This is a genomic window from Streptomyces stelliscabiei, from assembly GCF_014873495.1.
Lineage (GTDB): Bacteria > Actinomycetota > Actinomycetes > Streptomycetales > Streptomycetaceae > Streptomyces > Streptomyces bottropensis.
In genome coordinates, this window is record NZ_JADBGF010000001.1 from 3,796,565 (window position 1) to 3,808,973 (window position 12,409).

13 protein-coding genes are annotated in these 12,409 nt (G+C 71.3%); 2 read left to right on the forward strand and 11 right to left on the reverse strand.

Annotated elements, in window-relative coordinates:
* Positions 1 to 16: 16 nt before the first annotated feature.
* The 3 genes from nadD to H4687_RS16795 form a co-directional block, all read right to left on the reverse strand.
* Entirely contained in the window at positions 17 to 727 is a 711-nt protein-coding gene (nadD, locus tag H4687_RS16785; protein ID WP_046912822.1) for a nicotinate-nucleotide adenylyltransferase, read from the reverse strand.
* A 58-nt stretch (positions 728 to 785) separates the two neighbouring features.
* The gene (locus tag H4687_RS16790) at positions 786 to 953 is read right to left on the reverse strand and encodes a hypothetical protein (protein WP_046912821.1); all 168 of its coding nucleotides are present in this window, start codon (positions 951 to 953) and stop codon (positions 786 to 788) included.
* A 176-nt stretch (positions 954 to 1,129) separates the two neighbouring features.
* Positions 1,130 to 1,300 (reverse strand): hypothetical protein, encoded by a 171-nt coding sequence (locus H4687_RS16795; RefSeq protein WP_046912820.1) that lies wholly within the window; start codon positions 1,298 to 1,300, stop codon positions 1,130 to 1,132.
* A 98-nt stretch (positions 1,301 to 1,398) separates the two neighbouring features.
* Between H4687_RS16795 and H4687_RS16800 the strand changes: the two genes are divergently transcribed.
* Positions 1,399 to 2,526: a M48 family metallopeptidase gene (locus H4687_RS16800; RefSeq protein ID WP_046912819.1), complete on the forward strand. Its 1,128-nt coding sequence runs from the start codon at positions 1,399 to 1,401 to the stop codon at positions 2,524 to 2,526.
* 70 nt (positions 2,527 to 2,596) lie between these two features.
* Here the strand turns inward: H4687_RS16800 and H4687_RS16805 are convergent, their stop codons facing one another.
* From H4687_RS16805 to proB, 5 genes are all read right to left on the reverse strand, one after another.
* Positions 2,597 to 3,667: an SCO2583 family membrane protein gene (locus tag H4687_RS16805; protein ID WP_046912818.1), complete on the reverse strand. Its 1,071-nt coding sequence runs from the start codon at positions 3,665 to 3,667 to the stop codon at positions 2,597 to 2,599.
* A 122-nt stretch (positions 3,668 to 3,789) separates the two neighbouring features.
* Complete coding sequence (locus tag H4687_RS16810) at positions 3,790 to 4,383, reverse strand: SCO2584 family spore wall biosynthesis protein (protein ID WP_046912829.1); 594 nt, start codon at positions 4,381 to 4,383, stop codon at positions 3,790 to 3,792.
* 121 nt (positions 4,384 to 4,504) lie between these two features.
* Positions 4,505 to 5,791, reverse strand: coding sequence for a glutamate-5-semialdehyde dehydrogenase (locus H4687_RS16815; RefSeq protein WP_046912817.1), 1,287 nt, complete (start codon positions 5,789 to 5,791; stop codon positions 4,505 to 4,507).
* Positions 5,792 to 5,908: 117 nt separating this feature from the next.
* On the reverse strand, positions 5,909 to 6,376 hold the full coding sequence (locus H4687_RS16820) for a hypothetical protein (protein WP_046912816.1): 468 nt from the start codon (positions 6,374 to 6,376) through the stop codon (positions 5,909 to 5,911).
* Positions 6,377 to 6,536: 160 nt separating this feature from the next.
* A complete protein-coding gene (gene proB, locus H4687_RS16825; protein ID WP_005479321.1) occupies positions 6,537 to 7,643 on the reverse strand; it encodes a glutamate 5-kinase in 1,107 nt (368 codons plus the stop codon).
* Between the two features lie 346 nt (positions 7,644 to 7,989).
* Between proB and H4687_RS16830 the strand changes: the two genes are divergently transcribed.
* Entirely contained in the window at positions 7,990 to 10,050 is a 2,061-nt protein-coding gene (locus H4687_RS16830; protein WP_046916664.1) for a membrane protein, read from the forward strand.
* 93 nt (positions 10,051 to 10,143) lie between these two features.
* Here H4687_RS16830 and obgE read toward each other — a convergent pair whose 3' ends face one another.
* The 3 genes from obgE to rplU all read right to left on the reverse strand — a co-directional run bounded on the left by obgE (position 10,144) and on the right by rplU (position 12,338).
* The gene (gene obgE, locus H4687_RS16835; RefSeq protein WP_046916663.1) at positions 10,144 to 11,580 is read right to left on the reverse strand and encodes a GTPase ObgE; all 1,437 of its coding nucleotides are present in this window, start codon (positions 11,578 to 11,580) and stop codon (positions 10,144 to 10,146) included.
* Positions 11,581 to 11,748: 168 nt separating this feature from the next.
* The gene (gene rpmA / locus H4687_RS16840) at positions 11,749 to 12,003 is read right to left on the reverse strand and encodes a 50S ribosomal protein L27 (RefSeq protein ID WP_020115438.1); all 255 of its coding nucleotides are present in this window, start codon (positions 12,001 to 12,003) and stop codon (positions 11,749 to 11,751) included.
* Positions 12,004 to 12,017: 14 nt separating this feature from the next.
* The gene (gene rplU / locus H4687_RS16845; protein ID WP_005479329.1) at positions 12,018 to 12,338 is read right to left on the reverse strand and encodes a 50S ribosomal protein L21; all 321 of its coding nucleotides are present in this window, start codon (positions 12,336 to 12,338) and stop codon (positions 12,018 to 12,020) included.
* Positions 12,339 to 12,409: the final 71 nt, after the last annotated feature.

A 12,409-nucleotide genomic window follows, 5' to 3' on the forward strand; every position in this document is an offset into this window, starting at 1 on the left:
CGGTGCCCCTCTCGGCTCACTCGCCGCGGTACAGCTGCCGCTTGTCGATGTAGCGCACCACGCCGTCCGGCACCAGGTACCAGACGGGATCGCCCTTGGCGACTCTCGCACGGCAGTCCGTGGAGGAGATGGCCAGTGCCGGCACCTCGACCAGGGAGACCCCGCCCGCGGGAAGGCCCGGGTCGGCCAGGGTGTGACCCGGACGGGTGACCCCGATGAAGTGCGCGAGGGAGAAGAGTTCCTCGGCGTCGCGCCAGGTGAGGATCTGGCCGAGCGCGTCGGCGCCGGTGATGAAGAAGAGGTCCGAGTCGGCGTTGAGGTCGTGCAGTTCGCGCAAGGTGTCGATGGTGTACGTGAGGCCCTTGCGGTCGATGTCGATCCGGCTCACGGAGAACTGGGGGTTCTCGGCCGTGGCGATGACCGTCATCAGATAGCGGTCCTCGGCCGCCGAGACCGAGCGGTGGGACTTCTGCCACGGCTGACCGGTCGGTACGAACACGACCTCGTCGAGACCGAACTGGGAGGCGACCTCCTGGGCCGCCACGAGGTGCCCGTGGTGGATCGGGTCGAACGTGCCGCCCATGACGCCGAGACGGCGGCGGCCGGGCTGCGACGGGCGGTTTCCCGGTGCGCCGGAGGCACTGTCGGTGCGGCCGTCCGTGGTGTCGTGCGCCTGGTCAGCCGCCTTGTCGTGCTCGGGACCGGTAGGCATTTCCTGCTCTCCCATGCGTGGAGAGCCTACCGGCCCGGCCGACGCAGACCGTTCGAACGTCCTTTTGCGCGGATTAGCGATCGCGGTTGAAACGGGTGGTGATCCACAGCAGCAGCATCAGGGCGAAGAAGGCTCCGCCGCCGGTCAGGTAGGGGCTCAGGCTGTCGTGGTTGCCGCCGTGCTCCCCGCCGCCCTCGGCGGCGAAAGTGACCAAGTCGGCAGCGGTGCTGTGGAAGCTCATCGTCGGCGTGACCTATCCGGTGGTGGGATCGGGATGGAGACCCGCCCATCGTAAGCGGGAGCCTTCGCCGCGATCACGCCGACTCCGTCCAGGAGTGAACGCGGGCGCCGCCGGGCGCGTACTTCGCGTGCGAGCAACCGTTCGCGCGTGCCGTACGTCCTTCCCGTCGGCGGGCGTCAGTCGTCCCGCTTGTATCCCCGCAGAAGGAACCACGCCACCAGGACGGAGCCCAGGACCATCACGATCAGCACCACACGCAGCAGGTTGCCGGCTCCCTGTTCCTTCGCGGCGGCGTCCGCGGCCTCGGTGAGCCAGGCGGACGCGGGCAGGTGCGGGAGATGCCCCATGAGATCGCTCCTTACGGTTGATGCCCTGCCACGGTAACTCCGCCTAGGCTGGACCCCGCTTCGGGGGCAACTCGGGCACACAGACGCATGGGGGAAACATGCCGGAAGAAAGCCACGAGCAGAACGGGCGCGAGAACGTGCCGAGCAGGCAGCGCAGGCGCTTCGAGGGGATCTCCTCCCGGGCGTACGAACACCCCGCCGACCGCTCGGCGCTGGTGGCGCTGCGCAAGCTCAGCGGCTTCGACACCGTGTTCAAGGCGCTCAGCGGCCTGCTGCCGGAACGCAGCCTGAGGCTGCTGTTCCTGTCCGACTCCGTACGGGTCTCGGACCAGCAGTTCACCCACCTCAACGACATGCTGCGGGACGCGTGCTACATCCTGGACCTGGAGAAGGTCCCGCCGATGTACGTGAACCAGGACCCGCAGCCGAACGCGATGTGCATCGGCCTGGACGAGCCGATCATCGTCGTCACCACCGGGCTCGTCGAGCTGCTCGACGAGGAGGAGATGCGGGCCGTCATCGGGCACGAGGTGGGCCACGCGCTCTCCGGCCACTCGGTGTACCGCACGATACTGCTCTTCCTGACGAGCCTCGCCGTGAAGATCGCCTGGATCCCGCTGGGGAACCTCGCGATCATGGCGATCGTGACCGGGCTGCGCGAGTGGTTCCGCAAGTCGGAGCTGTCCGCCGACCGTGCGGGGCTGTTGGTCGGCCAGGACGTCCAGGCGTCGATGCGCGGTCTGATGAAGATCGCGGGCGGCAACCACCTGCACGAGATGAACGTGGACGCGTTCCTCGCGCAGGCCGAGGAGTACGAGGCCGGGGGCGACCTGCGCGACTCCGTCCTCAAGATCCTCAACGTGCTGCCCCGCTCGCACCCCTTCACCGCCGTGCGCGCGGCCGAGCTGAAGAAGTGGGCCGAGTCCCGCGACTACCAGCGGATCATGGACGGGCACTACCCGCGGCGCAGCGAGGACAAGGACACCTCGGTGACCGACTCCTTCCGTGAGTCGGCCTCGCACTACACGAGCAGCGTGAAGAACTCCAAGGACCCGCTGATGAAGCTGGTCACCGACATCGCGGGCGGCGCGGGAGACCTCGGCGGCCGGGTCCGCCGCGGCTTCGGCAACGCCACGCGCGGCGGCGCGACGGCCACCGACACCGATCCGGGCCAGGGCGGCGGCACGGACACCGCCACGGAGGACAGGCGCCGCGACGAGGAGTGACGTACGGCACGACTGACGGTGGGTGGGGCCGGCCGCGCGAACCGCGCGGCCGGCCCCACCCCCATGTGGCTCACACCTTCGGCTGTGCGCTCTCCGCGAGGGTGCCGCACAGGGCCGTGGCGGCGCCCGTGCCGTACGGGTCGGTGCCCGCGGAGGGGCCGCCCTCCTTGGCGGTCTGACCGGCCAGGAGGGGGCGCAGATGGTTCGTGGCGTCGTCGGCGCAGGCCAGCGGCCCGGCCTGGACGTAGGAGACGACGACCTCGACCTGGTGGGTGCGCAGGTCGTCCTGGTCGAAGCGGAAGTGCAGCTCGCGCCGGACGGTGAACAGCGAGGCCTCGGCGTCGGTCCGGTCGCCGGGCGGCCGCAGCGCGTACACCAGGGTGTGGGCGGCGACGACCTCCAGGGTGCCGGAGTCGAACTCGGCGGCCTGGAGGGTGCCCTGGACGCGGATGCGGTGGTCGGCGAGGGCCGCGCGGGACGGGTCGAAGCGGACCAGCCAGCCGGTCGGGGCGTGCCGCCCGTCGGCCGCCGGGTGATCGAAGCTCTGCTCGAACTGGTCGAGCTGCTCCCCGTCCAGCAGCCGCCGCACGGGCTGGACGGTGACACCGCCGAGCACCTCCGGGTCGAGCGAGGAGGCGACGAGGTACTCCTTGGAGATGGTCAGCGCGGAGACGACCTGGCTGTCGGTGAAGTGGGCGGTGCGCCGGGTGGCCGGCATCGTGATGCCCTCGGCGCCGATCCGGAACTGGGCGGCCGGGCTGTGCGTGTACAGCGTCTCGGCGTTCTGGGCGCCGGGCACCGTGGACTGCGGGGACAGCGGGATCACCGTCATCCGCAGCGGCTCGGTGGGCTTGGCGGCCGGGGTGTCGTACGGGTGGCGGACGCCCATGTAGACGGCGGTGCCGAAGGCGAGGGCGACCAGCAGGACGAGGACGAGGGCCTGCCGGGAGAGGCCTCGGCGGACGACGGGGCGGCGGCGGACGGCGGGGGCGTGGTCGGAGAGGCGCTCGTGGGCGGAGAACTCCTGGATGCGGGCAGCGCGGACGAACGACTCGTCGAAGACGACGGATCGGTATTCGTCCTCGCCACCGCCGGGGGCGCCCTCGGGAGTCCCCTCAGGTGGGTTTCCTGGCCCGCCCATACCTTGAGAGTAGGTCTTCGGGAGCTCCGGTAAACGCACCGGTGCACGACAACTTCTGACAGGTCCTCACCAGGTTCGCGCACGACCGGCGAACCGCTCTCCCGGGCCCGCGCGAGGCCCTGTCAGGGTGTGCGGGGGTCCGCGGAGACGACCGGCTGGGAGAAGTCGGCGGAGGCGGAGGGCCCTGTCGGGGCGCCCTGCTCGACACCGGTGGTGGCGGGGGGCGGGACCCGGTCGCCGCGGCCGGAGGAGGTGCCGCGGTAGACGGCGGTGAAGGCCAGCGCGACCATGCCGATGCCCATCACGAGGGCGAGGATCCAGGCGACGGGCCTGTGCCAGCGGGTCTGCTTGCCGTACGGCCTGCCGTAGGCCCCGTCGGCGCCGTAGCGGCCTTCCAGGATCTCGGAGTCGTCGAGGTCGTCCAGGTCGTCGCGGCCGTGGCCGTAGTCGGGGCCGTAGCCGTCGTCGTAACGGTCGTCGTCGCCGCGTACTCCTCGGGAGTGCGACCGGCGGGCTTCGGCCTCCTGGGCCGCGGCACGGGCCTCCGCCGCCGCCAGCAGACGTTCGACCGCGGTCGGCTCGTGGACCACGGCCGCCCGGACGAAGTCCTCGTCGAAGACCACGGAGGCGAACTCTTCGTCCATACCCCCGCGGTCGCGGTCGTCGTCGGGCTCCCAGCCGTCAGGGAACGGCGTGCCCCCCACGTCCTCCGGCACGGATCCAGAGTAGACCGGGGTGGTCAATTTGGGCAGACGGTAAGGAAATTCATCCGTTACGCCGAACGGGGCGCCGGTCCGTTCACAGGAACGGGCAGACGCCCCGCGCGATCCGCGCCGGCTAGCGGCGGACGTGTCCGTCGCCGGTGACGATGTACTTCGTGCTGGTCAGCTCGGGCAGGCCCATCGGGCCCCGGGCGTGCAGCTTCTGCGTGGAGATGCCGATCTCGGCGCCGAAACCGAACTGGCCGCCGTCGGTGAACCGGGTCGAGGCGTTGACGGCGACCGTGGTGGAGTCGACCAGCTGGGTGAAGCGGCGGGCGGCCTGCTGGGAGGTGGTCACGATCGCCTCGGTGTGGCCGGAGCTCCACAGCCGGATGTGCTCCACGGCCCGCTCGAGCGAGTCGACGACGGCGGCGGCGATGTCGTACGACAGGTACTCGGTCTCCCAGTCCTCCGTGGTGGCCTCCACGACCGTGGCCCGGCTCTCCTTGGCGTAGGCGAGCACGCGCTCGTCGGCGTGGACCGTGACGCCCGCGTCGGCGAGCGCGTCGAGGGCGCGGGGCAGGAACTCGGGGGCGATGTCCTGGTGGACGAGGAGGGTCTCGGCGGCGTTGCAGACGCTGACGCGGTGGGCCTTGGAGTTGATCAGGATCTCGATCGCCATGTCGAGGTCGGCGACCGCGTCGACGTAGACGTGGCAGTTGCCCGTGCCGGTCTCGATCACCGGGACGGTGGACTCCTCGACGACCGTACGGATCAGGGAGGCGCCGCCGCGCGGGATGAGCACGTCGACCAGGCCGCGGGCGCGCATCAGCTCACGGACGGACTCGCGGCTCTCGCCGGGGACGAGCTGGATGGCGTCGGCGGGCAGGCCCGCGCCGCCGACGGCGTCCCGCAGGACGCGCACGAGGGCGGCGTTGGACTCGTGGGCGGAGGACGAGCCGCGCAGCAGGACGGCGTTGCCGGACTTCAGGCAGAGGGCGGCGGCGTCCACGGTCACGTTCGGGCGGGCCTCGTAGATGATGCCGACGACGCCGAGGGGGACGCGGACCTGGCGCAGGTCGATGCCGTTCGGGAGGGTGGAGCCGCGCACGACCTCGCCGACCGGGTCGGGCAGCGCGGCCACGTCACGGACGTCGGCGGCGATCGCGCGGATCCGCTCCGGGGTCAGGGTGAGCCGGTCGACGATCGCCTCGCTGGTGCCTGCCTCACGGGCCCGCTCGATGTCCTTGGCGTTGGCCTCCACGACGTCGCTCGTACGGACCTCCAGCGCGTCGGCGATGGCGAGCAGCGCGTCGTCCTTGTCGGCGCGCGGCAGCGGCGCGAGGTCGGCGGCGGCGGCCTTGGCCCGGTAGGCGGCCCGGGTGACCGGCGTCATGGAGTCGTACGGCGAGAGCGAGGTCATACAGGAAGGGTAGTGCGCCCGGCGGAGGGGTCCAGCGCGTGTTCCACAGCGCGAGACACGCCGTGCGGGGGACCCGCCGGGGCACTCCTGGGCGGGGCCGGGCTCCCGCCGGGACGGTCAGTAGGGATGGACCCCTACGGGTGTCGCCGGGGGCGACCCGTACCCCTCGGCGATGCGCTGGTGGTAGGTCTGGCGGTCGATGACCTCCAGGCCGACGATCTCCCAGGGCGGCAGCCCGGCCGTGCGGCGGTGCTCGCCCCACAGGCGCAGGGCGACGGCGGCCGCGTCGTGGAGGTCGCGGGCCTCCTCCCAGTAGCGGATCTCGGCGTGGTCGTTGGCATAGCGGCTGGTCAGCAGGAAGGGGTGGTCGTGGGCGAGCTGTTCCAGGCCGCGCCGCACCTCCGCGAGGGGGGCCTCGGCCCCGGAGACGCTCAGCGTGACGTGCCAGAGCCGGGGCAGGTCCTGCGGCTTCTCGGCGCCCTCGCTCTCGTACGTGTCCGAGGCGGCGACGCTGGTGAGCTTGCGCTCCTCGCCGGCCGCACGGGAGGGACCACCACCACGGGACGCCGCGGCCCCGGGGCGCACTCGTCTCACGACGGCCTCCTTCGCAACGATTCGAGCTTCGCAACAGGTCGTGCGGAATCTCCCTGCGTCAAAGTTGAGCAGGCTCAGGGGCTTCGCGTGGCGGTTTTACGGAACGTGCACCGCCGGGGCCCGCGCTCTGCTCCCTCCACGAGGCCGCTGGTCAGGGGTGCAGGAGGACGAGATCGTCCCTGTGTACGACCTCTCGTTCGTACGCGGGACCCAGCTCGCGCGCCAGTTCCCGGGTCGAGCGGCCGATCAGCCGGGGGATCTCCTTGGCGTCGAAGTTCACGAGCCCGCGGGCGACCGCCCGGCCCGTGCCGTCGCGCAGCTCGACGGGGTCACCGGCGGTGAAGTCACCCTCGACGCCGCCGATCCCGGCCGGGAGCAGTGACGTGCGGCGTTCGACGACCGCGCGCACGGCCCCGTCGTCGAGGATGAGCGCGCCCTGCGGGGTGGAGGCGTGCTGGAGCCACAGCAGCCGGTCGGCGGAGCGCCTGCCGGTCGGGTGGAAGTACGTGCCCGTGTCACGGCCGCCGAGCGCGTCCGCCGCGTGGACGGCGCTGGTGAGGACCACGGGGATGCCCGCACCGGTGGCGATCGCGGCGGCCTCGACCTTGGTGACCATGCCCCCGGTGCCCACGCCCGCCTTGCCGGCGCTGCCGATCTCCACGTGCGCGAGGTCCTCGGGCCCCCGGACCTCCGCTATCCGCGACGTGCCGGGCTTGGCGGGGTCGCCGTCGTACACGCCGTCCACGTCCGACAGCAGGACCAGCAGATCCGCGCGTACGAGGTGGGCGACGAGGGCGGCGAGGCGGTCGTTGTCGCCGAAGCGGATCTCGTCCGTGGCGACGGTGTCGTTCTCGTTGACGACCGGCAGGGCACCCATCGCCAGGAGCTTGTCGAGGGTGCGGGAGGCGTTGCGGTGGTGGGCGCGGCGGCTCATGTCGTCGGAGGTGAGGAGCACCTGGCCGACGCGGATGCCGTAGCGGGCGCAGGAGGCCGTGTAGCGGGCCACGAGGAGGCCTTGGCCGACGCTGGCGGCGGCCTGCTGCCGGGCGAGGTCCTTGGGGCGGCGGCGCAGGCCCAGCGGCGCGAGCCCGGCGGCGATGGCGCCGGAGGAGACGAGGACGACCTCGCGCTCTCCCCCGCTGCGGGCCTTGGCGAGGACGTCCACGAGGGCGTCCACCCGGTCCGCGTCGAGGCCGCCGGACGCCGTCGTCAGCGACGAGGAGCCCACCTTGACGACGATCCGGTGCGCTTGCGCCACTGCCTGCCTAGCCGCTGACACGCCTCTCCTCAATGCTCCGAACAGCCCGGTGTGTGCACTTCGCAATCTACGGGAGCGTGCGGACCTCCCGCGTTCTCATTTCGAGGGGCGGACGGCGCGGGGCCCCGGGGCGGACGGCGCGGGGCCCGCGCCGGGCGCTTCAGGGGGAGATGCTTCGGCAGACGTCGAGGTTGCGTGCGTTATGTCCGGCTACCGGTGATTGTTCCCACGGCGGATTGCTCCCCGGCCGCCCTAGGTCATACGGTCAGGGATCGGCCTCCCGCAGGCCACCTTCCGCGTCACCTCCCCTCCTCCGTCCGTCACACCCTCCGCAGGAGCCCAGCCCGTGCCCTCCGCAGGCCTCCCACCCCGCCGCATCGCGCAGCTCTGCGCACTGCTCGCGATGTTCGCGCTCTTCACGGCCCAGATCGTTTCCGCGCTGCTGCCGAACATTCCCGTGTTCGTCGCCGCCAGCGCGGCGGGCCTCCTTCTGGACACGTTCCTGCAGTACCGGGATCCCGGACTGCTCGCGCTGCTGGGCAAGGTCCGCTTCGACGCGCTGGTGCGCCAGCTGATGCGCGACATGCTGATCCTCGTGGGACTGCTGCGCATCGACGGGATCGACCCGTTGCGCGAGCAGGCCCCGCTCCTCGTCGGCCTCGTCCTCTTCTACGCGGTCCACTTCACCTGCCAGGCCGTCTCGGTGCTCGTGCGCCGCACCCGGACCCTGCCGATCGTGACCCGCAACATCGACGCCTCCGCGCTGCGCCTGACGGTCTCCCCGCCGCGCATACTGGCCCGCCGCCAGGCCCACCGGCTGCTGACCTTCTCGCTGCCGATCACGGCCGGTCTGGTGCTCACGGCTGCCACGCAGGACGCCACCTGGGGCGGTGTCGGCCTCGGCGCCGGTCTCACCCTCCTCGTCGCGGGCACCGCGTACCTGGCGACCTGGCTGCTGCCGAAGAAGCGCGCGAAGAACGAGCAGCAGGTCATGGAGTGGCTGGACGCGTGGCTCGCCGACTACCGGCCGACCACCGCGATGTACTTCTCCGGCGGTACGTCGTCGGCGTACCAGGCGAACATGTGGCTCTCCACGCTCTCCAAGCTGGAGAAGCCGCTGATCGTGCTGCGTGAGCGCTTCATGGTCCAGAAGATCGACGCGACGGACGTGCCGATCATCTGCTTCCCGAAGGTCGCCACGATGTTCTCGCTGGAGACCTCGACGCTGAAGATGATGCTGCACCCGGCCAACGCCGCGAAGACCTCCCAGGTGCTGCGCATCCCCACCGTCAAGCACGCCTTCATCAACCACGGCGAGAGCGACAAGCTGTCCTCCTGCAACCCGTACGCGAAGGCGTACGACGAGGTGTGGGTGGCCGGTCCCGCGGCGCGCGAGCGGTACGCGCTCGCCGAGGTCGGCGTCGAGGACAAGGACATCGTCGAGGTCGGCCGGCCGCAGCTGTCGCCGATCCGCCCGTACGCCGGCCCGCCGACCGGCACGTACACGACCGTGCTCTACGCCCCCACCTGGGAGGGCTGGGACGGCAACCCGGGCAACACCTCCGTGGTGCTGGCCGGCGAGAACATCGTCCGGGGCCTCCTCGCCGACGACAAGGTGCGGCTCCTCTACAAGCCGCACCCGATGACGGGCTCGGTCGACCCGCGCGCGGGCGTGGCCAACGAGCGCATCAAGGCGATGATCCGCGAGGCCAACGCCAAGCGCTCGGGCGCGCGGCCGGGGGCGGAGGCGGCCGCCGAACTCGCCCGTCGTACGGCCGAGCTGGACAAGCTGACCTCCACGTCGTTCCGTGCCAGCGCGGACGAGATGGAGCGGATGCTGCTGCAGGGCACCCCCAGCGGGGACCGCGAGGCGGTGATCTCCGAGGCGACGCTCGCGTGGGAGAGGGCGTACTGGGCGTCCTTCCCGGAGTGGGAGCACGGCATCGTCACCGAGGCGCGGCCCGCGATCTTCGCCTGCTTCAACGTGTCGGACCTGCTGATCAGCGATGTCTCCTCGGTGGTCTCCGACTGGCTGTCCAGTGAGAAGCCGTACGCGGTCGCCAACACCTCCGGACTGCCGGAGGCGGCCTTCCGCGCGGCCTTCCCGACGGTTTCCGCCGGTGTCGTCCTGACGCCCGGGGCGGACGGCGTCGCGGCCCTGCTCGACGCGGTCCGCAACCCCGAGAAGGACGGTTTCGCCAAGGCACGCGCCGACCTCAAGGAGCAGCTGCTGGGTCCCTCCGACCCGCCGTCGCTGGTCCGCTTCGACGCCGCGGTGAAGGCGCTCTGCGCCGAGGCCGACGACCGCCGGGTGCGGATGGAGTCCCGCCTCGTCAACGACCTGCCGTCGCCCCGTGAGGCCGGCGACGAACTCACCGAGGGCGAGCCGAGCGAGGCACTCGCCTAGGGACACGGGCACGCACCGCGTACGCCGAAGGGCCCCGGAGAGATCCGGGGCCCTTCGGCGTACGCGGTGCGCGGGCTCTGCCCGGCGGCAGGCCTAGAACGGCTCGAAGTCGTCGTACTCCTTCTGCAGCTCGTCCCGCTCCGCCTGGCGGTCGCGGCGGCGCTGGACGGCCGGGCGGGGCTCCTCGAAGCGGTGGTCCTCGCCACGGCGGCCGAGCATCTCCGCGCCGGCCATGACGGTCGGCTCCCAGTCGAAGACGACGGCGTTGTCCTCGGGGCCGATGGCGACGCCGTCGCCGGAGCGGGCGCCCGCCTTCATCAGCTCGTCCTCGACACCGAGCCGGTTCAGACGGTCGGCGAGGTAGCCCACCGCCTCGTCGTTGCTGAAGTCGGTCTGACGGACCCAGCGCTCCGGCTTCTCGCCCCGGACGCGGAACAGCCCGTCCTCCTCCCGCACGACCGTGAAGCCGGCGTCGTCGACGGCCTTGGGCCGGATGACGATCCGCGTCGCCTCCTCCTTCGGCTTGGCGGCACGCGCCCGGCCCACGAGGTCGGCGAGCGCGAACGACAGCTCCCGCAGACCCGTGTGGGCGACGGCGGACACCTCGAAGACCCGGTAGCCACGGGCCTCCAGGTCCGGCCGCACCATCTCGGCGAGGTCCTTGCCGTCGGGCACGTCGATCTTGTTGAGGACGACGATCCGGGGCCGCTTGTCGAGCCCGCCGTACTGCGTCAGCTCCTCCTCGATGATGTCGAGGTCGGAGACGGGGTCGCGGTCCGACTCCAGCGTGGCCGTGTCGAGGACGTGGACGAGGACGCTGCAGCGCTCGACGTGGCGCAGGAACTCCAGGCCCAGCCCCTTGCCCTGGCTGGCGCCGGGGATGAGCCCGGGGACGTCGGCGATCGTGTAGACCGTCTCGCCGGCCGTCACCACGCCCAGGTTGGGGACGAGTGTCGTGAAGGGGTAGTCCGCGATCTTCGGCTTGGCGGCGCTCAGCACCGAGATCAGCGAGGACTTGCCCGCGCTCGGGTAGCCGACCAGCGCCACGTCGGCGACGGTCTTCAGCTCCAGAACGATGTCGCCCATGTCGCCGGGCACGCCGAGCAGCGCGAAGCCGGGCGCCTTGCGGCGGGCGGAGGCGAGGGCCGCGTTGCCGAGGCCGCCCCGGCCGCCCTGCGCGGCGACGTAGGAGGTGCCGTGGCCCACGAGGTCGGCGAGGACGTTGCCCTGCCGGTCGAGGACGACCGTGCCGTCCGGCACGGGAAGGACCAGGTCCTGCCCGTCCTTGCCCGACCGGTTGCCGCCCTCGCCGGGCTTGCCGGCGGTGGCCTTGCGGTGCGGGGAGTGGTGGTAGTCGAGGAGAGTCGTCACGGACTGGTCGACGGTCAGGATGACGTCGCCGCCCCGGCCGCCGTTGCCGCCGTCGGGGCCGCCGAGCGGCTTGAACTTCTCCCGGTGGACGGAGGCACAGCCGTGGCCTCCGTTACCCGCGGCGACATGCAGCTCGACGCGGTCCACGAAGGTGGTCATGGTGGGTGCCTCCAGATACGCGCTGTGCGTGGTGTTCGGAAATGTCTTACCTGTAACACGTCAAAGGCGGACCCGCTTCCCGTACGGAATCCCGTACAAGAAGTGAGGTCCGCCTCGACGAATCGCTCTACGGAAGCCTTGGTCGAAAGACCGGGCGAGTCAGAAGACTCAGGCGGCCGGAACGATGTTGACGACCTTGCGACCACGGCTGGTGCCGAACTCGACCGCACCGGCGTTCAGCGCGAACAGCGTGTCGTCCTTGCCGCGGCCGACGCCCGAACCCGGGTGGAAGTGCGTGCCGCGCTGGCGGACCAGGATCTCACCGGCGTTGACGACCTGACCGCCGAAGCGCTTCACGCCGAGCCGCTGAGCGTTGGAGTCGCGACCGTTCCGGGTGGACGATGCGCCCTTCTTGTGTGCCATGTCTCCTCAGTCCCTTACTTCGCAGCCGCGGGGATCTCAGTGACCTTGATCGCCGTGTACTGCTGGCGGTGGCCCTGACGACGGCGGTAGCCGGTCTTGTTCTTGTAGCGCAGAATGTCGATCTTCTGGCCCTTGTGGTGGTCCACGACCTCGGCCTGGACCTTGATGCCGGCCAGCACCCACGGGTCGCTGGTCACAGCGTCGCCGTCGACGACGAGCAGGGTCGAGAGCTCGACCGTGTCGCCCACACTGGCGGTGGAAATCTTGTCAACCTCAACGATGTCGCCGACAGCAACCTTGTGCTGGCGACCACCGCTGCGCACGATGGCGTACACGCGGATCTCACTCTCTCGCTCGGGAACGGCACCCCCGCAGTCCAGCCGCCCGACATGCGAACGGCCTCTCC

Coding starts and splice junctions, on each gene's coding strand:
- nadD (WP_046912822.1), bottom strand. CDS start 727: ATGGGAGAGCAGGAAATGCCTACCGGTCCCGAGCACGACAAGGCGGCT.
- H4687_RS16790 (WP_046912821.1), bottom strand. CDS start 953: ATGAGCTTCCACAGCACCGCTGCCGACTTGGTCACTTTCGCCGCCGAG.
- H4687_RS16795 (WP_046912820.1), bottom strand. CDS start 1,300: ATGGGGCATCTCCCGCACCTGCCCGCGTCCGCCTGGCTCACCGAGGCC.
- H4687_RS16800 (WP_046912819.1), top strand. CDS start 1,399: ATGCCGGAAGAAAGCCACGAGCAGAACGGGCGCGAGAACGTGCCGAGC.
- H4687_RS16805 (WP_046912818.1), bottom strand. CDS start 3,667: ATGGGCGGGCCAGGAAACCCACCTGAGGGGACTCCCGAGGGCGCCCCC.
- H4687_RS16815 (WP_046912817.1), bottom strand. CDS start 5,791: ATGACCTCGCTCTCGCCGTACGACTCCATGACGCCGGTCACCCGGGCC.
- obgE (WP_046916663.1), bottom strand. CDS start 11,580: ATGACCACCTTCGTGGACCGCGTCGAGCTGCATGTCGCCGCGGGTAAC.
- rpmA (WP_020115438.1), bottom strand. CDS start 12,003: ATGGCACACAAGAAGGGCGCATCGTCCACCCGGAACGGTCGCGACTCC.